The 23106-nt window shown below is 64.7% G+C and carries 21 protein-coding genes; 17 read left to right on the top strand and 4 right to left on the bottom strand.

What is annotated here, in order from left to right:
• Positions 1 to 60 precede the first annotated feature (60 nt).
• From CDN99_RS22830 to CDN99_RS22815, 4 genes are all read right to left on the bottom strand, one after another.
• On the bottom strand, positions 61 to 2010 hold the full coding sequence (locus tag CDN99_RS22830) for a cytochrome c/FTR1 family iron permease (protein WP_012202414.1): 1950 nt from the start codon (positions 2008 to 2010) through the stop codon (positions 61 to 63).
• A gap of 231 nt (positions 2011 to 2241) precedes the next feature.
• The gene (locus CDN99_RS22825; RefSeq protein ID WP_012202413.1) at positions 2242 to 3045 is read right to left on the bottom strand and encodes an undecaprenyl-diphosphate phosphatase; all 804 of its coding nucleotides are present in this window, start codon (positions 3043 to 3045) and stop codon (positions 2242 to 2244) included.
• Between the two features lie 87 nt (positions 3046 to 3132).
• Complete coding sequence (gene lspA / locus CDN99_RS22820) at positions 3133 to 3612, bottom strand: signal peptidase II (RefSeq protein WP_012202412.1); 480 nt, start codon at positions 3610 to 3612, stop codon at positions 3133 to 3135.
• A 16-nt stretch (positions 3613 to 3628) separates the two neighbouring features.
• Positions 3629 to 6502: a heavy metal translocating P-type ATPase gene (locus tag CDN99_RS22815; protein ID WP_175866204.1), complete on the bottom strand. Its 2874-nt coding sequence runs from the start codon at positions 6500 to 6502 to the stop codon at positions 3629 to 3631.
• 232 nt (positions 6503 to 6734) lie between these two features.
• On the opposite strand from CDN99_RS22815, the gene cadR reads away from it, so the two are divergent.
• The 17 genes from cadR to CDN99_RS22730 all read left to right on the top strand — a co-directional run bounded on the left by cadR (position 6735) and on the right by CDN99_RS22730 (position 22891).
• Positions 6735 to 7175 (top strand): Cd(II)/Pb(II)-responsive transcriptional regulator, encoded by a 441-nt coding sequence (gene cadR / locus CDN99_RS22810; RefSeq protein ID WP_012202410.1) that lies wholly within the window; start codon positions 6735 to 6737, stop codon positions 7173 to 7175.
• A gap of 163 nt (positions 7176 to 7338) precedes the next feature.
• A complete protein-coding gene (locus tag CDN99_RS22805) occupies positions 7339 to 7860 on the top strand; it encodes a MerR family transcriptional regulator (RefSeq protein ID WP_012202409.1) in 522 nt (173 codons plus the stop codon).
• The gene (locus tag CDN99_RS22800) at positions 7857 to 8330 is read left to right on the top strand and encodes a hypothetical protein (RefSeq protein ID WP_012202408.1); all 474 of its coding nucleotides are present in this window, start codon (positions 7857 to 7859) and stop codon (positions 8328 to 8330) included. The genes CDN99_RS22805 and CDN99_RS22800 overlap by 4 nt, the downstream gene beginning before the upstream one ends.
• A 134-nt stretch (positions 8331 to 8464) precedes the next feature.
• Positions 8465 to 9778 (top strand): TolC family protein, encoded by a 1314-nt coding sequence (locus CDN99_RS22795; protein WP_012202407.1) that lies wholly within the window; start codon positions 8465 to 8467, stop codon positions 9776 to 9778.
• A 20-nt stretch (positions 9779 to 9798) separates the two neighbouring features.
• Positions 9799 to 11436 (top strand): efflux RND transporter periplasmic adaptor subunit, encoded by a 1638-nt coding sequence (locus CDN99_RS22790; protein WP_012202406.1) that lies wholly within the window; start codon positions 9799 to 9801, stop codon positions 11434 to 11436.
• A complete protein-coding gene (locus CDN99_RS22785) occupies positions 11433 to 14603 on the top strand; it encodes an efflux RND transporter permease subunit (protein WP_012202405.1) in 3171 nt (1056 codons plus the stop codon). Before CDN99_RS22790 ends, CDN99_RS22785 begins: the two co-directional genes overlap by 4 nt.
• A complete protein-coding gene (locus CDN99_RS28425; protein WP_059038862.1) occupies positions 14590 to 14973 on the top strand; it encodes a hypothetical protein in 384 nt (127 codons plus the stop codon). Before CDN99_RS22785 ends, CDN99_RS28425 begins: the two co-directional genes overlap by 14 nt.
• Positions 14912 to 15328 carry a hypothetical protein gene (locus CDN99_RS22780; protein WP_012202404.1) on the top strand — a complete coding sequence of 139 codons (417 nt, stop codon included), beginning with the start codon at positions 14912 to 14914 and terminating at the stop codon, positions 15326 to 15328. Before CDN99_RS28425 ends, CDN99_RS22780 begins: the two co-directional genes overlap by 62 nt.
• A gap of 107 nt (positions 15329 to 15435) precedes the next feature.
• Complete coding sequence (locus tag CDN99_RS22775) at positions 15436 to 15873, top strand: copper-binding protein (RefSeq protein ID WP_012202403.1); 438 nt, start codon at positions 15436 to 15438, stop codon at positions 15871 to 15873.
• A gap of 465 nt (positions 15874 to 16338) precedes the next feature.
• The gene (locus CDN99_RS22770; protein WP_012202402.1) at positions 16339 to 16689 is read left to right on the top strand and encodes a DUF2958 domain-containing protein; all 351 of its coding nucleotides are present in this window, start codon (positions 16339 to 16341) and stop codon (positions 16687 to 16689) included.
• A gap of 65 nt (positions 16690 to 16754) precedes the next feature.
• A complete protein-coding gene (locus CDN99_RS22765; RefSeq protein WP_012202401.1) occupies positions 16755 to 17033 on the top strand; it encodes a hypothetical protein in 279 nt (92 codons plus the stop codon).
• Between the two features lie 710 nt (positions 17034 to 17743).
• Positions 17744 to 18568 carry a DUF932 domain-containing protein gene (locus CDN99_RS22755; protein ID WP_012202400.1) on the top strand — a complete coding sequence of 275 codons (825 nt, stop codon included), beginning with the start codon at positions 17744 to 17746 and terminating at the stop codon, positions 18566 to 18568.
• Between the two features lie 64 nt (positions 18569 to 18632).
• A complete protein-coding gene (locus CDN99_RS22750) occupies positions 18633 to 20696 on the top strand; it encodes a ParB/RepB/Spo0J family partition protein (protein WP_012202399.1) in 2064 nt (687 codons plus the stop codon).
• A gap of 63 nt (positions 20697 to 20759) precedes the next feature.
• A complete protein-coding gene (locus CDN99_RS22745; RefSeq protein ID WP_012202398.1) occupies positions 20760 to 20969 on the top strand; it encodes a hypothetical protein in 210 nt (69 codons plus the stop codon).
• 260 nt (positions 20970 to 21229) lie between these two features.
• Positions 21230 to 21502: a metal/formaldehyde-sensitive transcriptional repressor gene (locus CDN99_RS22740; RefSeq protein ID WP_012202397.1), complete on the top strand. Its 273-nt coding sequence runs from the start codon at positions 21230 to 21232 to the stop codon at positions 21500 to 21502.
• A gap of 46 nt (positions 21503 to 21548) precedes the next feature.
• Entirely contained in the window at positions 21549 to 22502 is a 954-nt protein-coding gene (gene dmeF / locus CDN99_RS22735; protein ID WP_012202396.1) for a CDF family Co(II)/Ni(II) efflux transporter DmeF, read from the top strand.
• Entirely contained in the window at positions 22499 to 22891 is a 393-nt protein-coding gene (locus CDN99_RS22730) for a YkvA family protein (RefSeq protein WP_012202395.1), read from the top strand. The genes dmeF and CDN99_RS22730 overlap by 4 nt, the downstream gene beginning before the upstream one ends.
• Positions 22892 to 23106: the final 215 nt, after the last annotated feature.

The following is a 23106-nucleotide window of genomic DNA, read 5'->3' as shown; positions in this document are numbered from 1 at the left end:
CATCTCTTGCTGAGCGCGATTTTTTCCAGGAGTCACGCTCGGCAGTGACGCCGGCTTGTTTCACGCGGGCCGGGGATTTCGCGCCTTCACGGCGTTCATGGCAAAGCCTGCCAGAGCAACGGCAAGCACCACGGCTTGCGCAATGGCGGTTTCCGCTGACGGATAGATGCCAAGCACTTCGATGCGCGGCCAATGGATCGGGCTGGCGCTCAACCGGCCGGCCTCCTGGAGGCCGGCAACCCCCTTGCCGGCGAGCACGACCGCGAGCACCGCTACCAGGATCGAGCTGAGACTGAAGAATTTGCCGATCGGCATGCGGGCGCTGGTGCGCAGCATGAACCATGCGAGGACGGCCAGAACGGCCACTCCGCCCACCAATCCACCGAGCAGGGCTCCATTGTTGCCGTCGCCGGCCAGGGCCGAATAGAAAAGCACCGTCTCGAAAACTTCGCGGTAGACCGCAATGAACGACAAGGCGAACAATGCCCATGCCGAACGCCGCGTCATGGCTGCGGAGAGTTTTTCCTTCAGGTAGGCCTGCCACTTGCCCGCCGTGCTTTTCTGGTGCATCCAGAGCCCGACGCTCAGCAGCACAACGGCCGCAAACAGGGATGAAACCCCCTCGGTCACCTCACGGCTTGCGCCGCTGATGCTCACGAAGTAGGTGGCCACCGCCCAGGTCAGGCCACCGCAAGCCAGTGCGGCCATCCAGCCGCCATGCACATAGCCCAGCACATCGCGCCGTTCTGCCTTCTTCAGGAAGGCCAGCATGCCCACGACGATCAACAGCGCTTCAACCCCTTCGCGCAGCAGGATGGTGAGGGAGGCGATGAACGTGGTCAGCGGGTCTGCCTTGTCCGCGCCGAGTTCGGCGTCCACCTGGGCAAAGAGATAGTCCAGCTTCTGCGCCGTGGCATCGGCTTGTTCCAGTTTCCCGCCGGCGAGCGCGCCGCGATAGGCCAGCATGGCGTTTTCGACTTCCGTGAGAAGTGTCTGGTTGCGTGCGCGCAATGCCGGCTCCAGAGGCTCAAATCCATCCAGGTAGGCCGACAGGCCCAGGCGCGTTGCGCTGGCCCGGTCGCCCGCGCGCGCCGCGGCAAGGCTCTCCTGAAGGCGTGTGCGGGCCAAGGCCAGTCCGCCCGAGCCGCTCGCGGCAGCGGTGACTTCCGGGTGGCGGCGAACATAGGCGGTGAGGTCGCGGGCTGCGTCCGGGGGCATCCGCTCGGACAAGGCGGCTTCGGTCAAGGTGGCGGCAGCAGCCAGGTCGGGAAAGACAGCCTTGGCGCTGGCGTCTCGCCCCCAGGACTGTTCGCCGCGTGCGCGCATGGCATCGTCATGCGACAGTGTGCCGGCGAAAAATGCCAATGCCCACCGATCCTCGTCGGAGAGCGTGGCGAAGCTGGGCATCGACGTGCTGGTCACGCCTTGAGAAATGACCTGGTACAGCGCGAGCACGCTGCGCGAACGGGCACGATCACGATCGGTGAAGGCGATCGGCGGCGGTTCGAGCTTGGCGCCGAGCGGGCCGTCGCCTGCACCGGTTGCCCCGTGGCATGCCGCGCAGTTGGCTTCAAACAGCACCTTGGCGCGTGCGAGATCCGGCGGCTGGGTCGGCGAGAGCGGAAACGGATAGGCTTTGACCAGCGCTGCGGCCAGCGAATGGGCGCTGTCGGCCACGGCCTTGGCGTCCGCCTTTGCGGCGATGAGGTCTCCGAGCGCTTTGGCCTGCCGCTGCAACTCGGGCAGCGCCGCAGTGCTCGGCAGTGCGGCAAGCTGCTGTGCGGCGGTTGCCGCGAACTCCTTCATCTCCTCGTACTCGCTGGCACTTTGAATCTGGCCGTTGCTCACCGCGCCGCCGTAGTCAACCGCGAGGTAGTCCAGCAATTGCCAGGTCTGCTTGGCCTGGTCGCTGGCGGCAGGGGCGGCAGCCCAGGCGGGAGAAGCCGACCAGAGTGCGAACAACGCGGCTATTGCCAGGAATCGCCTGGCGCAAAGAGAAAGCATTTTCATGATGTATAAATGTTATTGATTCTCATTTTATCGATGACTCGGACCACTGGGCGTTGCACGATGCAGTGCGAGCGAAGGTTCTAAAACGAAGATTTGCCTGTTGCCGGCGAAAAATGATGGGGCTAACTACGCCGCGCACCTTTCGCTGCACGTATGGCCCTGCGCCACGGCCTGTTGTGCAGAAGGCCTTCAACAGCGTCCACATGGGTCGTCGTCATCGCCAGTGAAAGGTTACGTGGCGACCGCTACCAAGATTAGCGTTCCCAGTGCAATGCGATACCACGCAAAAACTCCAAATCCATGTCCGGTCAAATAACGCATCAGAAGGCGTATCGCAAGCAGCGCAAATGCGAAAGAAGCAATGAAACCCATTGCAAAAACGCCGATGTCGTCGCTCGACAATGCGCCCCAGTGCTTGAAGAGGTTGTATACCGAGGCGGCCCCCAAGATTGGAATGCCGAGGAAAAACGAAAACTCCGTCGCAGCCTGCCGCGAAGCCCCGAACCATAGCCCGCCGATAATCGTCGCGCCTGAGCGCGAAGTACCCGGCCAGAGCGCAAGGCACTGCACGAAACCAATCTTCAGTGCGTCGATTCGGCTGATCTGTTCGGCACGCTCAGCCTTCACTTGCACGGGGCGTCGCTCAGCCCACAGGATCGCGATGCCACCGACAACGAGTGCGACGGCCACCGGCCCCGGACTGAAAAGCAGCCTCTGCACATGAGATCCAATCAGCAGTCCGAGCACTGCCGCGGGCATAAATGCAATGGCAAGGTTCACTAAAAACCGGCGGGAGCCTTGGTCGGCATGCGCTGAGACAACAACGCTTGCCAGACGAGCCCTATATTCCCAGATGACCGCGAGCATCGCGCCGAACTGGATGAACACTTCAAAGACGTCGCGCTTCTCTTTCGCAAGGAATGAGAGCGCATTGCCCGCTAGGATCAAATGCCCCGTCGAGGAGACTGGCAAGAATTCCGTGATGCCTTCGACGACGCCCATCATTAGCGTCTTGAGAACGAGTTCAGCGTGCATTTGCAGGCGGCAGTGGTAGCGCCGAGTGGGACATCGGTTTCTCCGAAGCCGTGCTCACGGCTCCGCATGTGTCAATGAAAATCTGGATCATCGTGCTGGCGAATGGGAATCTGCGCCGTTTCGGCCGCGGCCGCGAAACGCGGCGATCAGCAGAAGCCCCGCTCCCAGGGTGATGCCAACGTCGGCTGCATTGAACGCAGGCCAGTGCCAATCGCCCCAATGAAAATCGAGCCAGTCCACCACGGCCCCATGCCGCACTCGATCAAGAACATTGCCGAGCGCGCCGCCGAGAATTGCTGCATAGCCCACGGCCTCAGGTGTTGCAGTCTTCTCGCGGGCAATGAGCCAGGTGAGAAAGGCAGAAGCAGCGACGCCAATAACAATAAAAAAGCCGCGTTGCCACCCACCCGCCTGCGCCAAGAAGCTGAAGGCCGCGCCTGGATTCAGCCAATGCCCGATGTTGAACCATGGCGTGATTTCATGGGAGCCATACAAGGGAATCCACGCGACGATGGCCGCCTTGGTCGCTACGTCGGCGGCAAGCACCGTCACGGCCAACAGGTACATCCGCAAGACAGCCCTATCAATGGCCATGTGGCTTGATGTCCTCAGACGACCGCAGCAAGCGCATCCCATTGAAAACGACCGCCAGACTGGCACCCATGTCGGCCAGAATCGCCAGCCACAGACTTGCATGTCCAGTAAAGGCCAAGGCCATGAACACCGCCTTTGTTCCAAGCGCAAAGACGATGTTGGCCGTCAGGATGCCGGCTACGCGCTGTGACAGCCGGATGAACTCTGGAAGCTTGCGCAGGTTGTCCTGCATCAATGCGACGTCGGCCGTTTCGATTGCCGTGTCGGTGCCAGCTGCGCCCATTGCGAAGCCTATGCTCGACTTGGCCAATGCCGGTGCGTCGTTGACGCCGTCGCCCACCATGCCGACTGGCCCGCGTGAGAGCAGTTCTTCGATTGCCTGCAGCTTGTCCTGCGGCAGCAACTCGCCCTTGGCGCTGGTGATGCCGACCTGGGCAGCCACGGCTTGCGCGGTTTTCGCGTTATCGCCAGTCAACATGACTGGTTCGATTCCCAGCGACTTGAGTTCGGCGATCGCTTGCCGGCTGGTGTCGCGCACTGTGTCGGCCACGGCCAGCAGGGCGAGTACTTGCTGGTCCGTGGCGAGGAGCACAACGGTCTTGGCCTGGTACTCCAACGCATCGAGCTGAGTCTCGACCTCAAGTGTTGAAAGTCCCAGCTCTTTGATCAGCCGGTGGTTGCCGACGTAATAGACATCTCCATCGACGTTGCCTTTGACGCCGCGTCCAGGGATCGCCTCGAACTTGTCCACCTGGGCATGCGGTTGGTTGTAGCCCGCCACGATGGCGGTGGCCACAGGATGCTCCGACAGAGCATCGATGCTCGCTGCAATGCGCAGAACTTCTTCCTTCGGCAGGCCGCGCAGCGATATGACATCGGTCAGTGCGGGGCGCCCATGGGTCAGGGTCCCGGTCTTGTCCAGGGCCACCGATTTCAGGTGCCGCCCTTGTTCGAGGTAAAGACCGCCCTTGACCAGGATGCCTCGGCGTGCGGCAGCTGCCAGGCCGCTGACCACGGTAACCGGCGTGGAGATCACCAATGCGCAGGGGCAGGCAATGACCAGCATCACCAGCGCCTTGTAGACCCATTCGAACCAGGGCTGCCCGAAAGCGAGCGGAGGAATGACCGCCACGGCAAGGGCAAGCGCAAACACCGCGGGTGTATAGATGCCGGCGAACTTGTCCACGAAGCGTTGCGTGGGCGCGCGTTGTCCCTGCGCTTCCTGGACCGATCGTGCAATGCGGTCGAGGGTGGTTTCGCCCTTGCGCGAGGTAACGCGGAACTCCAGCGTGCCGCGCTCGTTGATGGTGCCGGCGAAGACCGTGGCACCGGCGGTCTTCTCCACCGGCATGCTTTCGCCGGTGATCGGCGCCTGGTTCACCGACGACTGTCCCGCGACGACTTCGCCATCCAGTGCGATGCGTTCGCCCGGACGCACCCGCACAACACTTCCGAGTGGCACGGTATCCGCCTTGACCTCGCGCCATTGACCGTCGGGCTGGCGCACCAATGCGTTCTCTGGCGCCAGGTCCATCAGCTTGCGGATGGCATTGCGGGCCCGATCCAGGCTCAAGGCCTCGATCATCTCGGCGATGCCGAAGAGCCAGATGACCACCGCCGCCTCGGGCCACTGGCCGATCAGCGCCGCGCCGATGACGGCGACCGTCATCAACAGGTTCATGTTCAGCGAACGCGTCTTCAGCGCGATCCAGCCCTTCTTGAGGGTCTCGACCCCACCCAGGCCGATGGCCGCGAGGCAAGCAAGAATGATGGGCCAGGAGGCCTCGGGAGCACCCGCGAAGACCATGGCCTCCGCGCCGAGCGCCAGCACGCCGGAGACCGCCATCCGAATCCATTGCCCGCGCGAGATGCCGGTGCCGAACTCACGGGGAGCGGATGGCGCCGGGTCGGAGGCGCTTTGGAGCACTGGAGCCATGCCGAGCCGCTCGATCGCGCTGGTCACCGGAGCCAGATCGACAAGCTCGTGGCTCACGGTCAGCGTGCGGCCCATCAGGTTGAAATCCAGGGCCTTCACCCCAGGCATGCCTTCGAGCGCCTTGCGCAGCAGGCCCTCCTCGGTCGGGCAGTCCATTTTTTCGATCAGGTACACGGCCTGGCCCTGCGGCCCGGTGTCGTCAGCGTGCTCAATGCTGGCCTTCATGCCTACATCGTTCAGGGCCTTGAGGATCGGCGCGGGGTCGGGCAGACGGTGCTGGACATCGAGCCGTCGCCCCATCAGGTCGAAATCCAGCCGTTCGATGCCATCGACCGCACCAAGGCGCTTGCGGATCGTTGCCTCTTCGGTAGGGCAATCCATGTTCGGAATAAGGAAGCGTGTACCGTTCCCTGTCGCCGGTGCCGGGGTTTGCGACGCCGCCGTGCTGGGGATGAGGGCTTCGACAGCGATTGGCATGCTGCCCGCCGTCTTTTCCACCGGCTTCATTCCCAGGCCTTCGATGGTCCTGGCAATCGGGGCTGTATCGGTCAGCGAATGGGTCACCGTCAGCGTGTGGGCCTTCAGATCGAAGTCCACCGCCTGCACGCCCGCCAGTGGCTCCAGCATCGAGCGCAACTGGCGCTCTTCGCTGGGACAGTCCATCTCCTTGATGAAGTAGATGACCTGCTGCGGCGCGGGTTCCACGACCGCCCGCATGCCGATGTCGTGCAGCGCGCGCAGGATGGCGTTCTGTCCAGCTGGTTCGCGTGTGACCTCAAGGCGGCGACGGGTCAAGTCGAAAGCCATATCCCGGACGCCATCGACCTGCGCCAAGCGCTTGCGAATCTGAGCCTCCTCGCTGGGGCAATCCATGTTGGCTATCCCGAAGTGGGTCACGAGTGGCTCAACGGTCGCCGCTGCGCTCATGGCGCTCGCTGAACAGCACGCCGTGGTGCAGGAGGTTTCGGTGTCTGCTTTCATGGATCGATCCGTTCTTCTTCAAGAGTCAGGTGGTGAGACGGGCCAGCTTTGCCAGTCTCCGCGCAGGAGAGCCAAAGCGCAGACGCCGACAGCGTTGCGACAGGTGCCGTTCCCCTTGTGCTTTCATTTACAAGGGCTATTTCACACCTTGGAGTAGCTCCAAGGTCAAGCGGCTACGATGCATGTCCTGACAACATGTGAGTGTTCTGCGATGAAAATTGGCGAGTTGAGCCACGCCACCGGCGTGGACACCGACACGATCCGGTTCTACGAGAGGACGGGGGTGTTGCCGCCGCCAGCTCGGCAGACCAATGGATACCGGGTATACGGGACGGAACACATCGATGGACTGTCCTTTGTCCGCCACTGCCGGGCCTTGGACATTCCTCTGGCCGATGTCAGGCGGCTCCTGAACTTCACATCCCGTCCGGATGAGGATTGCGCGGACATCAACCGGCTGGTCGACGAGCAGATTGCGAGGGTGCGTGCCCGCCTGACCAGCTTGAAAGCACTGGAAAGGCAACTGACGACGCTGCGCGCCCGCTGCTCCGCAGGACATCAAGCGAAAGAGTGCGGCATCCTTGGCGAGCTGGTCTCTGCAGCGCAGCGGGAAGCGTAGTCAAACAGATCTATCGATGGCGCAGGGCAAGACGCCTGTGCGCAAGCACTGGCAGCAGGCGAAGGCTGTGTTGACATGCGCCGGCAAGACCGCCTAAACTACGTACCAAACAACAGACATAGAGTCTTTTCGTCGTTCGATCGCCTGAGCCATTCTTTTCCCCATGCCGACCCATGCATTCACCATACGCAAACTCGCCGACGCGGCAGGCGTTGGCGTGGAGGCGGTGCGCTATTACCAGCGCGGTGGATTGCTGGCTGCGCCGGATCGCGTGGACGGCGGCTTCCGGCAGTATTCGGAGGACGATGTCCGTCGTCTGCGCTTCATCAAGCGGGCTCAGGCATTGGGGTACTCGCTGGAGGACATCGCCGAACTGATGTCCTTGAGTACCAAGCGTGATCGGCTGCGCGTGCGGGAAATCACCCGCGAACGCATCGCGGAGATCCGGGAGCGCGTGGCCGACCTGCAGTCGATGGCCTCGGCGCTGGAAAATCTGGCCGATTGCTGCGCCAAAGCGCCAGAAGGTTCGGCCTGTTCGATCATCGCCGCGCTGACCGGGGAGCAGGACTTAGATCCGGCCATCGCCGATCCGAGCCTCGTTGCGCAGGCAAGCGTTGCCGGCCGACGCAGATCCGTGCGGCCGGGCGCTGAAGCCTATCACCGCACTGATGGGGTGGCCGCATGACGATGACGCGCATGTTCAGGCGATTCGTCTGCCGGCTGATGCTCGGTGTGCTGGTCTTCGGCCAGTTGGCCATCGCTGCCTACGCCTGCCCCGCACTGTCGGGCATGCCGCAGTCGCTTCCGACGATGGCCCTGAATGCGTCGGCCGCGGCGATGCCCGGTGATGAGGCCGGTGCTGCGATGGCCGTGTCGCCCGACATGGTCGCAACGTCAGACATGGCCGCCATGGCGAGCTGCGACCAAATCGACGACAACGCCGCCAACTTGTGCGTAGAGCACTGCCGTTTCGGCCAGCAAAGCGCCGACCATGCGTCGGCCCCGACCGTACCCGCGGCGCTGCTGACGACCCTCTACACCCTTCCGGTGCAACCCGAGCCTCTCGGGCATGGCTGGCCTTCGGCCGACGTGATATTCCGGCGCGTCGCGGCGTCTCCGCCGCACGCCATCCTGCACTGCTGTTTTCGCATTTGATCTCCTGACGCTGGTGCGGCCGGCCTGAGCCGGCTGAACCAGACCGATCGGTCGCGCTTGCGCGTGTCCGCGAGTTTCCGCTCGCCCCCGCCAAGCTCCATTCGACCTGATGGCATTCGTCAACTGGAGATCCCATGTTCATCGACTCTTTTTCTTTCCGCACGCCGGGCGGCGCTGTGCCATGGCGCAGGCTTGCTGCCGGCATCGTTGCGGCATTCGCCATGGGCGCCGGTGCAGCCCATGCCGCCGACGGCCTGACGCTGGATCAGGCGCTGCGCCTGGCACAAACCCGTTCTCGCGCGCTCGTGGCCCAGGATGCGACGGCATCGGCCGCACGGGACATGGCGGTCGCCGCCGGACAGCGGCCAGACCCCACCCTCAAGCTCGGCATCAACAACCTGCCCGTCAACGGCGCGGATCGGTTCAGCCCGACGCGCGACTTCATGACCATGCGCTCCATCGGCGTGATGCAGGAGTTCACACGCGAAGACAAACTCAAGGCCCGTGCCGGGCGCTACGAGCGCGAGGCCGAAGTCGCCGAGGCCGGGCGCAGCCTGGCGCTCGCCAACCTGCAGCGCGACACCGCCTTGGCCTGGCTGGACCGTCTCTTCCAGGAGCGTGTGCGCGACATGCTGGTGACCCAGCGCGACGAAGCGCGCCTGCAGATCGACGCCGCTGATGCCGCCTACCGGGGCGGGCGCGGCACGCAAGCCGATGTGTTCGCCGCCCGTTCGGCGGTCGCCCAGATCGACGACCGCATCGAGCAGGCCGAGCGCCAGGTCGCCACGGCCCGCACGCAACTGGCGCGCTGGATTGGCTCCGTCGCAAGCGATCCCCTGGGCTCGGTTCCGGCATTGGATATGGTTCGCCTGAGCCCGCAGGATTTGGAAGCCCAGTTGGCCCACCACCCTGAAATCGCCGTGATGCAAAAGCAGGAAGAGGTCGCGCAGGCCGAAGCCGACATCGCGCAAGCCAACAAGAAGACCGATGTGAGCGTCGAGCTGATGTACAGCCAGCGCGGCCCGGCCTACTCGAACATGGTCTCGCTCAATGTTTCGATCCCGCTGCAGTGGGACCAGAAAAACCGCCAGGACCGCGAGCTGGCCGCCAAGCTCGCCAGTGTCGAGCAAAAGCGCGCCGAGCGCGAGGAAGCCACGCGCGCCCATGTGGCCGAGGCACTGGCGATGCTGCAGGAATGGCGCAGCGACCGAGAGCGCCTGGCGCGCTACGACAGCTCGCTGCTGCCACTGGCCACCGAGCGCACGCGCGCCTCGATCGCCGCCTACCGCGGCAACGCGGGCACCTTGACCGCGGTGCTAGAGGCACGCCGCGCCGAGATTGACACGCGCGTCGAACGCTTGCGCCTGGAAATGGGCGCGGCGCGCCTGTGGGCACAACTGAACTACCTGGTGCCGGCTGGTCACGACACGGCCGCACCCCGCCCCTGAGCACAACCGAGAGACCTCCCATGAAAACCAAAAACCTCGTGATGGCCCTCGTCGCCGCCGGCGTGCTGGGCGCCGCCGGCTACGGCCTCTACACCCTCGGCATGCGCCACGGAGCCGACATGCCGGCCACGCCTTCGAATCCCAGTGGCATGGCATCGCCGCAAGCGGCGACTCCCGCTGTTGCTGCGCCTGCCAATGAGTCGGGCGAGGACGCCACGCGGCGGCATATCGCGGCCGGCCTCAAGGCCGGCGACGTCGATCCCGCCAATGGCAAGAAGATCCTGTACTACAACGATCCCATGGTACCGGCGAACAAGTTCGACAAGCCGGGCAAGTCACCCTTCATGGACATGATGATGTCGCCGGTCTACGCCGACGGCGATGCGGACCAGGGCAAGGTCACCGTCAGCTCGCGCATCCAGCAGAACCTCGGCGTGCGAACCGCTGAAGTGACCGAAGGCACGCTGTCGCCGCAGCTGTCCGCTGTTGGCAGCATCGCTTTCAACGAGCGCGACCAGGCGATCGTGCAGGCGCGTGCCACCGGCTATGTCGAGCGCCTGCACGTGCGCGCCACGCTGGACCCGGTTGCCAAAGGGCAGCCCTTGGTCAGCCTTTATGTCCCGGACTGGATTGCTGCGCAGGAAGAGTTCCTGTCGGTACGGCGCATGAAAGGCACGGACCTGGGTGGACTCGTGGACGGTGCGCGCCAGCGCATGCGTCAGGTTGGCATGGACGATGCCCAGATCGCGCTGGTCGAGCGCAGCGGCCAGACCCAGCCGCGCATCACGCTGAGCGCGCCCCTCGGCGGAGTGGCGGTCGAAGTGCTGGCGCGCGAAGGCATGACGGTGGCGCCGGGTGCGACGCTGTTCCGCATCAACAGCCTTTCCACCGTATGGGCCAACGCCGAGGTGCCGGAGAGCCAGGCCGCGCTGCTGCGACCGGGCGCCAAGGTGCAGGCCAGAAGCCCGGCCGCGCCCGGCAGCAGCTTCGATGGCAAGGTGCAGGCGATCCTGCCCGAGGTGAACCCGAGCACGCGCACGCTGAAGGCGCGCATGGAGCTTGCCAACCCGGGCGGCCGGCTGGTGCCGGGCATGTTCGTGACGATGAACTTCGTGGACATGCGCCCCGACAAGACGCTGCTCGTGCCTACCGAGGCGGTGATCCAGACCGGCAAACGCACGGTCGTGATCGTGGCCGAAGACAACGGGCGCTTCCGTCCCGCCGAAGTCGATGCCGGTATCGAGAGCGGTGGCCAGACCGAGATCAAGCACGGCCTCTCGGCCGGCCAGCGCGTGGTCGTGTCGTCGCAATTCCTGATCGATTCGGAGGCCAGCCTCAAGGGCGTCGAAGCCCGCCTGAACAGCGCGCCGTCGGCGGTGGCAGCAGCTTCACCGCCGGTCCCGATGGCCGCCAGCGCGCCGCGGCATTCCGGTGAGGCCAAGGTCGTCGGCATCGGCAAGGACGCGCTGACCCTGTCGCACGGTGCGATCCCCACGCTGAAATGGGGCCCGATGACGATGGATTTCAAGCTGCCGCCTGACGGCTCGGCACCCAAGGTGCAGGTCGGCGACCGCGTGAGCTTCGAGTTCTTCATGGGCGCGGACGACCTGCCGCAACTCACTCGCGTCACGCCGATGGCGGCCGGAGGCAAGCCATGATCGCCAAGCTGATCCGCTGGTCCATCGCCAACCGCTTCCTCGTGCTGCTGGCCACCGTGGCGCTCAGCGCCTGGGGCATCTATGCGGTGCAACGCACACCGCTGGATGCGCTGCCCGACCTGTCGGACGTGCAGGTCATCATCCGCACCACCTATCCGGGTCAGGCGCCGCGCATCGTCGAGAACCAGGTCACGTACCCGCTGACCACGACGATGCTTTCGGTGCCGGGGGCCAAGGCGGTGCGCGGCTACTCGTTCTTTGGCGACTCCTTTGTCTACGTGCTGTTCGAGGACGGAACCGACCCATACTGGGCGCGCTCCCGGGTGCTCGAATACCTGAACCAGGTGCAGTCGAGATTGCCCGCCCAGGCCAAAGCCTCATTGGGTCCAGACGCGACCGGCGTCGGTTGGATCTACGAGTATGCGTTGATCGACCGCAGCGGCAAGATGGACATCTCGCAACTGCGCGCGCTGCAGGACTGGTTTCTCAAGTACGAGCTGAAGACCGTGCCCGACGTGGCCGAGGTCGCTTCCGTGGGCGGCATGGTGCGCCAGTACCAGATCGTGCTCGATCCGGACAAGCTTGCGGCCTACGGCATCCCGCACACCAAGGTCGTGGAGGCGATCCAGCGCGCGAACCAGGAGACGGGCGGCTCGGTGCTCGAACTCGGCGAGGCCGAGTACATGGTGCGCGCCTCGGGCTACCTGGGGAGCCTGGAAGATTTTAGGAAGGTGCCGCTCATGACGACAGCCGCCGGCGTGTCGGTGCGTCTGGGCGACGTAGCGCGGGTGCAGATCGGTCCGGAAATGCGGCGCGGCATCGGCGAACTCAACGGCGAGGGAGAGGCCGTCGGCGGCGTGATCGTGATGCGCTCGGGAAAGAACGCGCTGCAGACCATTGCTGCGGTCAAGGGCAAGCTCCAGGGCCTGGCGTCCAGCCTGCCGCGAGGTGTGGAGATCGTGCCGGTCTACGACCGCTCGGGGCTGATCGAACGCGCAGTGGAGAACCTCACGCACAAGCTGATTGAGGAATTCATCGTCGTTGCGGTGGTCTGCTTCCTCTTCCTGTTCCACCTGCGCTCGGCGCTGGTCGCCATCATCTCGCTGCCCCTGGGCATCCTGGCGGCGTTCATCGTGATGCACTACCAGGGCGTCAACGCCAACATCATGTCGCTGGGGGGCATCGCGATCGCCATCGGTGCGATGGTCGACGCGGCGGTGGTGATGATCGAGAACGCCCATAAGCATCTGGAGCATTGGGGCCATGAACACCCTGGCGAGACGCTTGAAGGGACGGCCCGATGGCACGTCATCGGCGAATCGGCGGCGGAGGTGGGGCCGGCGCTGTTTTTCTCGCTGCTGATCATCACGCTGTCCTTCGTGCCTGTGTTCACACTGGAAGCGCAGGAAGGACGCCTGTTCTCCCCGCTGGCGTTCACCAAGACCTACGCCATGGCGGCTGCGGCAGGCCTGTCGGTGACCCTGATCCCGGTGCTCATGGGCTACCTGGTCCGTGGCCGCATCCCCGACGAGAAGAACAATCCGCTCAATCGCCTGCTGATCGCGGTCTACCGGCCGCTGCTCGACAGGGTGTTGCGCGCCCCGAAGCTCACGCTCGTGGTGGCGCTCGTGGTGCTGGCTACCAGCTTGTGGCCGCTGCGGCACATCGGCGGCGAGTTCATGCCGCGGCTGGACGAAGGCGACCTGCTGTACATGCCTTCGGCACTGCCAGGACTGTCGGCAGGGAAAGCGGCCGAGTTGCTGCAGCAGACCGATCGCCTGATCAAGACGGTGCCGGAGGTCGCGAGCGTCTACGGCAAGGCGGGCCGCGCAGAGAGCGCGACCGACCCCGCGCCGCTGGAGATGTTCGAGACGACGATCCAATTCAAGCCGCGCGACCAGTGGCGCGCCGGCATGACGACCGACAAGCTGGTTGAGGAACTCGACCGCATCGTCAAGGTGCCGGGCCTGTCCAACATCTGGGTGCCGCCGATCCGCAATCGCATCGACATGCTGGCCACGGGCATCAAGAGTCCGGTGGGTGTCAAGGTGGCGGGCACGGACCTGGCGACCATCGACCGCCTCACTGGCGAGATCGAGCGCACGCTCAAGGACGTGCCGGGCGTGAGCAGCGCCCTGGCCGAGCGGCTCACCGGCGGACGCTATGTGGATGTGAACATCCGGCGCGACGACGCGGCGCGCTATGGGTTGAACATCGCCGACGTGCAGTCGGTGGTTTCATCCGCCGTGGGCGGCGAGAACATCGGCGAGACGGTGGAAGGCCTGCAGCGCTTCCCGATCAACCTGCGCTATCCGCGCGAGATGCGCGATTCGCTGGAAAAGCTGCGCGTCCTGCCCGTGCTGACAGGAAGCGGCCAGCGGCTGGTGCTCTCCGATGTGGCCGACATCCGCGTCGCCGACGGGCCGCCGATGCTGCGCAGCGAGAACGCGCGCCTGTCGGGCTGGGTGTATGTCGATATCCGGGATCGGGATCTGCGCTCCGCCGTGCAGGACATGCAGCAGGCCGTCGAAAAGCAAGTGAAGCTGCCGCCGGGCTACTCGATCTCCTGGTCGGGCCAGTTCGAGTTCCTGGAGCGCGCCACCGCCAAGCTCAAGGTGGTGGTGCCATTCACGCTGCTCATCATCTTCGTGCTGCTGTACCTGACCTTCGGCGCGTTCGGTGAGGCGCTGCTGATCATGGCGGCGCTGCCGTTCGCTCTGGTGGGCGGCATCTGGCTGCTGTATCTGCTGGGCTACAACCTGTCGATCGCGGGCGCCGTGGGCTTCATCGCGCTGGCCGGCGTGTCCGCCGAATTCGGCGTGATCATGCTGCTGTACCTCAAGAACGCCTGGCAAGAGCGTGCCGACCAGGGTAAGACCAGCGAGGCCGATCTGCTGGATGCCATTCGCGAAGGCGCCGTGCTGCGCGTGCGCCCCAAGGCGATGACGGTGGCCGTCATCCTGGCCGGCCTGCTGCCGATCATGTGGGGCACGGGAACAGGCTCGGAGGTGATGCAACGCATCGCCGCGCCGATGGTGGGCGGGATGGTCACGGCGCCGTTGCTCTCGATGTTCGTCATTCCCGCGGCCTACCTGTTGATGCGCCGGTCGCGCGAACGTAAGGCATCGCCGTGGATGTTCTGGAGGCGTCATCGTGCGGCCGCTTGAATGCTCCTCCGGTGGCTACCGCGCGTGGGGTGCGGCGGCGCTTTGCCTGTGCCTGTCACTGCTGCTGGGCACGGTGGCGCATGCTGCCGTTTCCGTCGCGGAGATTCAGCATGCCGGCCCGGTGATGACGGCGGCGGTCTCGCGCCCGCTGTCCAGCAGCGCCGGCGATTGTCAGACCTGCGCGGCTTGTGTCATCGCACCGGCTCCTGTTGCCCATGCCTTCACCGGCGAGGGCGAAGCGCGAGAACAAGCGCCGGCGGCCTGGCTCGCGCACGCGACGGCGGCGCCGATTCCAACCTGGTTCTTCGATGCTGGAGACGCACGGCTGCGATGGCCTGTGCGCGTTGCGTTCTGCCGGTGGCTGGATTGATCCGATGAGGCCCTCTCGAACTTTTGAATCCAGCCAACCTGAGGAAACCATCATGAAAACATCGTATCTCCCCCTCATTGCTGCCCTGACGCTGGGTGTCTCTCTGCCCGCGCTGGCCGGCCCCGACTTCCAGGCCATCGAGAAAGCACGTGCCGCCCGGCAAGCGGCCGGGGCTGCGCAAGCGGTCACCACCAGAGTCGACAGCGCCTCCGGCCAGCGGGTGAAATGTCTGCCTGCCCCATTGGTGCTGCCGCTGGATCATGGGCCGCGTGCTCAAACGACGCCCGGAGAAAACCGGATGCGAAAGGCACGCTACGAAGCCCAGGTCAAGGCATGCGCGAATCCCGAGTCGTGAGCGCCAGCGCATGACTCTCCAACGCGGGCCATCCCAAGTGACCGCGTTCCATCCGGGGCCTGCCAGAAGGCCGGCCCATTTTTAAAGCTCAGAAAAGGAAACTCATCATGAAACTCGTCTCAACCGCAACGCTGATCGCAGCCTTGTCTTTCTCCGCCATCACCTTCGCTCAATCCGGTGACATGGGCGGCATGAAGATGGAGGGCAAGGGCATGCAGAACTGCATGGATATGAAGGGAATGAAGGGCATGGACATGAAGGACATGGATGCCAAGAAGTGCCAGGACATGATGAAAGGCATGGACGCCAAAGGCACCGCCAAGTCCGCGGCCCATGAGGCCGATGCCGTGGTGAAGGAATTTGACGCGGTCCAGGGCAAGGTCACCCTTGCGCATGGCCCCGTCAAGAGCCTGGGGTGGCCCGCGATGACCATGGCGTTTGGCGTCAAGGACAAGGCCCTGTACGACAAACTCGCCGTGGGCGCGAAAGTCCACGTCGGGTTCAAGAAAGAGGGTGACGGCTACGTCGTGACCTCGGTCAAATAACGCGCCGCAGACGATGTGAGCCTGCGACTACGGTGAACGCGCACGCGTTTCGTAGTCGCATCCTTCCTGCAAATTGATCAAGGTGATCAGCATCGTCACCCAAGGCGTTTTTCTGTTTCACCGCAGATGCAGGGCGATCCCGGCCACTGGAGCATGGCCGGCCACGCTGTCGTGCTGCGCATTGAACCCCTGCGGGTTTCGCCCCATGCGGGCTCTCATCGCTGACACCTCCGGCCCAACTTGCTGACCAGGGCCTGCGCGCTGCGCTTGCCAAGACCGGGTGTAGCTGGATGGTGGGGTGTGGCGGCTTGCTGTCTCCCCATGGTGCCACGGCGTTCGCGCCGTAAAGGGCGGCGCGCCATGGGCGCTTGCGGCCTGCGGCCGTCGTGCCCCTTGACGGCTTGCGCTGCGCCGTGACCCGCAGGGGCTGGGCAATTCCGCCCGGCATCCTTTCAGGAGTTCAGCATGAACTACGCATTCATCACCGACGAGCAGCGTGCGCTGCTGCTGGCCAACGGCCGCGCATCCTTGGAGAACCCGGACTTCGATCCGGCGCCCGTAGTCAAGCTGTTCACGCCCGATGCGGGCGCGACCTGGCTGCTGACCGAGATTGATCCCGACGACCACGACCACGTCTTTGGTCTTTGCGACCTGGGCCTGGGGATGCCGGAAATCGGCTGGGTCAGCCTGGGCGAGCTGGCAGCGGTGCGCGGGCGGCTGGGGTTGCCGATCGAGCGTGACCTGTCTTTCCGCGCCGAGAAGCGGTTGAGCGCCTATGCGCGCGATGCGCGCTTGGCCGGGCGGATCGCTGTCTGACCTGGCCTTGGGAGCGCCGCAAGGCGCTCCTTGTGCTTTCTCGACCATCGAAGGAGATCAATGCCATGAGCAGCCATCACGACTACATCATCGAAATCACGGCGCAGCACGATGCGCTCAAGCCGTTCGCGCCGGAGAACGGCCAGCCCTTGCGCTTCAAGATCGGCGACGCGGTGATCTACACCAACGAGTACGGCGCACAGTTCCGGCGCCGCGTCACCGGGTTCTACCAGCCCACCGGGCTGTCGGGTCTGTACGCGCGCGGTGCGCGATACCTGCTGGACTCGTCATCGCCGTGGATGCCGGTTGCGGAATCCAGCCTGCGTCCTGACGACTCGGCATGATGCCTACGCGCCCCTGACGGGGCGCTGCGCGCTTCGCTTGCCTCCAGGGGAAAGCCCTGCGGGCTATCCCCGCCGCGCGATGCTTGGCACCCCTCAAAGACCGCCGAACCGGCTGCGCCGGATCGGCCAGACAACATCAGCCGCAGATCGACGATGCCTCGCGTTTGCTCATCCTGATCCAGTTGTTCATTCCACTTTGAAGGCTGGGCGTCCCCGGCCACCTGGGAGATAGCCGGTCGCGCTGTCGTGCGCGTGGCGCATCGAGCCGCCTGCGGCGTCTCGCCCCTTCGGGCTTCCATCGTTCCCTCGCTCCGCTCGGCTGACGCCTCCGGCCCGGCTTCCAGCTTCGGGCCTGCGCGCTTCGCTTGCCGTGCGGTCGGTGTGTAGGGACGGCCGTTGCCATGTCCAGCCGTCTTCCCTGACTTCATCACCTTCACCGCGACTGTAGCCCGCGGCTGTGTGCCGTCAAGGCGCGCAGGGCCGTGTCCTCGGCTGCGCCTGCGGGCCGCACCAACCCTGCGCTTGTCTCCTTGACGGCCCCCGTCCGCGCGCTCCTGACCGTCGCGGGCGATGAACTCAGGAAGGACGGTGGCAACAGGGCCAACCGGGTTCCTCGTGCCGACCGCACCGAACAGCCGAAAGGCTGGGCTCCGAATCTAGGAATCCGGTGTGCGGTTTTCTTCAACAGCCTTTTTGTTCAGGAGAACGACATGCTTGCAACCCGTTTCGCTTCCCACTCCCCGGCGCTGCGCAGCGGCTACCCGCTGTCCGATGACCAGATTCGCAGGGTGGCCCCGTCCATCTTCGCGGATGCACCGCATGAGAGCCGTTCCGAGCGGTACGCCTATATCCCCACCGCCGCCGTGCTGACCGAACTGCGCAAAGAGGGGTTTCAACCCTTCATGGTGACGCAGACCCGCGTGCGCGATGAAGGCAAGCGCGAGCACACGAAACACATGCTGCGCCTGCGCCATGCCAGCCAGATCAACGGCGCGGAAGCTAACGAAATCGTGCTGCTGAACTCCCATGACGGCACGAGCAGCTACCAGATGCTGGCCGGAATGTTCCGCTTCGTGTGCAGCAATGGGCTGGTGTGCGGTGACACCGTGGCCGATGTGCGCGTACCCCACAAAGGCAACGTGGCCGGGCACGTCATCGAAGGCGCTTATGAGGTGTTGAGCGGCTTCGAGCGGGTGAAGGAATCGCGCGACCTGATGCGCGGCATCACCTTGGACGATGGCGAATCGGAGGTGTTCGCCCGTGCTGCGCTGGCGTTGAAGTACGACGACCCGGACAAGCCAGCGCCTGTCACCGAATCGCAAATTCTGATGCCGCGCCGCTTCGACGACCGCCGCCCGGACTTGTGGAGCGTGTTCAACCGCACTCAAGAAAACCTCACCAAAGGCGGCCTGTCCGGGCGCAGCACCAACGGACGCAGGCAGCAGACCCGCCCCGTGCAGGGCATTGATTCCGACATTCGGCTGAACCGTGCCCTGTGGCTGCTGGCCGATGGTATGCGCCAGCTCAAGGCTTGAACCGTTCCCCCGCCGGAGGGGCGGTTCCCCTCCATTTCCTTGTTTCACTTATTGGAGATTCACCATGAACGCCGTTACCACTACCGAAGCCCGCGCCGTCCACACCGCAGCCAGCAGCGCAGCGAACGTGCTGCAAGCCGCCGACCCGAGCAAGCACATGATTCTGGTTCCGCTGTCGCGGCTGGTGCTGCGCCCCACGGGCCGCAATGTGCGCAAGACCCCGCGCATGTCCATCCCCGAACTGGCCGCGAGCATCCAGGGCGTTGGCCTGCTGCAAAACCTGATCGTGATTCCCGCCGCTGATGGCGAGCATTACGAGGTGGTGGCCGGTGGCCGACGCCTTGCAGCCCTCAAGCTGCTGGCGAAGAAACACCGCATCGCCAAGGATTGGGAGGTGCCTTGCCTGCAGGTGGCCGATGGCACGGCCCGCACGGCCAGCCTCACCGAAAACGTGCAGCGCGAAGCCATGCACCCCGCAGATCAGTTTGAAGCGTTTGCGGCATTGGTGGCCGAGGGCCGGCCCATCGAGGACATTGCGGCGGATTTCTCCGTCACGCCGCTGGTGGTGCAGCGCCGCTTGAAGCTGGCGAATGTCTCGCCCCGCCTGATGGCCGACTATCGCGCCGATGCCGTGACGCTGGATCAGTTGATGGCGCTGTCCATCACCGACGACCACGCCGCGCAGGAGGCCGCGTTCTATGATGCGCCACAGTGGCAGCGCAACCCGTCCAACTTGCGCGAGCGGCTGACCGAGCGCGAGATTGGGGCATCGCATCCGCTGGTGCGCTTTGTCGGGTTGGACACCTACGAGCAGGCAGGCGGAGGCATCCGCCGCGACCTGTTCGCGGAAGGCGATGCGGGCGTGTACCTCAACGATGCCGCTCTGCTGGAAACGCTGGTGCGCCAGAAGCTGGCGAGCATTGCCGACACAATCCGCACCGAGGGCTGGGCATGGGTGGATGCCACGCCGGGCGTGACCCATGCCGACCTGCACGCCTTTCAGCGTGCGCCGAGGGAGCGCCGCGCACCGGGCAAGCGCGACGCACAGCGCATCGAGAAGTTGCAGGCCAAGATGCAGGAAGTGGCCGAAGCCATTGATGCCGCGATGGACGCCGACGACGAGGACAAGGCCGAAGCCTTGCAGGAAGAAGGCGAGCGCCTGGGCGAGCAGTTGCAGGCATTGGAGGATGGCTTGCTGGACTATGCCGCGAGCGTGAAGGCCGCAGCCGGTGCCATCGTCACCATCGACCGCAACGGCGAAGCCGTCATTCATCGCGGGTTGCTGCGCGAAGCCGAGGCCAAGGCGCTGCGCACGCTGGAGAAGCTGCGCCAAGGTTTTAGCGGCGCGGAAATCGAAGGCGACGACGACGGCGAAGATGCCGACGAAGCACCCAAGGCCGCAGCCATGTCCGACCGGCTGGCCCAACGCTTGAGCGCCCACCGCACCGCCGCGCTGCAAACCGAAGTCGCCCGGCATCCGCAGGTGGCGCTGGCGGCGCTGGTGCATGGCATGGTGCAAACCATCTTGCAGGGCAGTCACTACGGCCACGATCTGCCGCTGGGGGTTCGCCTCACGGTGCAGGACAGGCTGGAAGGCATGGCCCCGGACTGGCCGGAATCGCCTGCTGCTGTGGCTCTGCACGAGGCGCAGCAGGCATGGGGCGAGAAGCTGCCCGAGGACAGCGCCGAACTGTTCGCTGCGCTGCTGGCGATGGAGCAAGGCGAACTGGTCAAGCTGCTGGCCGTGTGCGTGGCTTCGACGGTGGACGTGGTGACGCCGCGTGCCACGGTGCAGCAGCCGGGCGCGGAACTAGCGCAGGCCGTGGGGCTGGACATGGCCGCGTGGTGGCAGCCGACTGCCGAGGGGTATTTCCGGCATGTTCCAAAGGCCGTGATTCTGCGAGCCGTGGGCGAGTACGCGCCCGAGCACGTCACCCGGTTGGCAAAGCTGAAGAAAGCCGACATTGCCAGCGAAGCCGAACGACTGGCCGATGGTACGGGCTGGATGCCCGCCATCTTCAAGGCCATAGGCTCGCAGGGAGCTGCGCAGGAGGAAGGCCCGGAACAGGACGCCCCGGAGGATGCCGAGGTAATGGCGGATGAACCCGCCGAGGCGCTGGCTGCTTGACCCGCGCCAATGGCAATCGCCCCGGCCTTGACCGGGGCGCTTCGCTGGAAGGAGAACCGCCCCATGACCCGCACCACGACCAGCCGCCCGCGCATGGCGGCGATCTACGCGCCCGGCACGGTGCGCGCCCGCCGCTGGCGCGGCGATGGCGACGTGTGCGGCTACCTCCCGCCCTCGGGCTGGACGACGCGCGCCGACCTCGCCGACATTCACCCCATCACGGGACGCGCCTTGCCGCGCGCCGTGTGGTGGCTCATCAAAACGAAGGAATAACCGCGATCAGCACCGCGCCCAGGCCGTTCCGTCCTGGGCGCGGTAAAAGCCCAATCCGGGCGCGGCGGTGGCCGCGCCCGGTGTTGAAGGCCCAACAGCTCCATCAGAACGCCGCCGCCTTCGCTGGCACTCAGGCGGCGGCGTTGAAATTGCCGGGCGTCACGCCCGGCAACGCGCTGTCGGGTTTTCCGGCTGCGCCTCATGCCGTCTTTGCTGTTGTTATAATATAGCCCCCTAGACTATATTAATTGTCGGCTGTCATGTCCCATACCTCTCGCCAGAAAGACAAGCTGGTCGCCCGTGTTCGCCGCATCAAAGGGCAGTTGGAAGGCATCGAGCGCGCTTTGGAATCAGACGCGGCGTGCGTGGAAGTGCTACGCCAGATCGCGTCAGTGCGCGGCGCGGTCAATGGCCTGACCGCCGAGGTGATGGAAGACCATTTGCGCGAGCACGTCCTGGAAGTTGAAACGGACAAGGAGCGCCGCCAGGGCGGCGAGGAAATGGTCGAGGTCATCCGAGCCTACATGAAATAAACCCGCCGCCCGCCGGCGACCTTTTCCAGATGACAGGGACTCCCCGATGACAATGACCTATACCCCCTCGGCCTCAGGCCACGACCATTTCTTTCTCGGCAGCGACCACCAGCGCAATGAGCGCAAGGTGTGGCTGGTGATCGCTCTCACGGCCAGCATGATGCTGGTGGAAATCGTGGCCGGTTCGATCTACGGCTCCATGGCGCTGGTGGCCGATGGATGGCATATGTCCACCCATGCGGGCGCGATGCTGATTACCGCGCTGGCCTACCGCTTTGCGCGCCAGCATGTGGGCAATCCGCGCTTTACCTTCGGCACGGGCAAGCTCGGCGATCTGGCCGGCTTCGCCAGCGCGATCGTCCTGGCCTTGATTGCCCTGCTGATCGCTTGGGAAAGTCTGGTACGGCTCACCCAACCCATCCATATCGACTTTAACCAGGCGATCGCCGTGGCTGTCGTGGGCCTGGGCGTCAACCTGGTCTGCGCTTGGCTGCTGAAGGACGACCATGCGCATCACGGTCACAATCATGGACATCACCACCACGATCACGACCATCATGTGCCAGGCAAGAGCCGCGACAACAATCTGCGCGCCGCGTACATCCATGTGTTGGCCGATGCGCTGACATCCGTATTCGCCATCGTCGCGCTGCTGCTCGGCCGCAGCTACGGCTGGCTGTGGGCTGATCCGGTCATGGGTGTGGTGGGCGCGCTGGTGATTGCCCGCTGGTCATGGGGGCTGATCCGGGACTCCGGCAGCGTGTTGCTCGATGCGGCAGTCGAGGGCGAGGAAGTGCGGCAGGAGATTCGGGAGGCCGTGGAGCCGACGGGAAGCGAGGTTACAGATCTGCATGTCTGGCAGGTGGGGCCAGGGCATTTCGCGGCCATCGTCTCACTGGTGGCTCGGGAGCCCCAGGAGCCCGCGCACTACAAGGCACTGCTCGCGCATATTCACGAACTGTCGCATGTCACGATCGAAGTGCAGCGCGGGGCCGCATGAGCATCGGCGTCACCTTGAAGGCTTGGGCCAGGCGGATCAAGCGTGATGGCGTGACGCTGTGGTTTGCCGGCAAGCATCCCGGCACGCCTTGGTATGCCAAGGCGCTGGGGCTGTTCGTGGTGGCCTATGCGCTCAGTCCCATTGACCTGATTCCAGACTTCATTCCGGTGCTGGGTTATGTGGACGATGTGATCTTGTTGCCCGTGCTGATCTGGTTGACTGTGAAGCTGCTGCCATCCGATGTGCTGGCGCAATGCCGTATTCAGGCCGATGAATGGATGCTGGCGGAAGGCGCCAAGCCGCGGAGCCGGTTCGGGGCAGTGATGATCGTGGCGCTGTGGCTGGTGATGGGGGTGGCATTGTGGTTCTGGCTCATGCCGCATCTTTAGTTTTTCCTGAGGGCATATTGAATGGCATGGGCGTGTCGGCGCGAAGCGCCGCCGGGCTTTCGAGCTGCGTCCCGTGCTTCGTGCCGAATTACGGCCATTCGGCTTCAATCCCTTGTATCTTTGAAGTGCGTGTTCGGCAGTGCCGTCACGCCCGGACCTGTCAGGGTTCGGGGTTGGCCGCAGCATGTAGCCCGTCATCCCTCGGTGCCTCTCGA

It is taken from the genome of Roseateles aquatilis (assembly GCF_002205645.1).
Classification (GTDB): Bacteria; Pseudomonadota; Gammaproteobacteria; order Burkholderiales; family Burkholderiaceae_C; genus Roseateles; species Roseateles aquatilis.
Note: the sequence above shows the minus strand (reverse complement) of the source record. Positions and strands in the feature narration are given on the sequence as shown.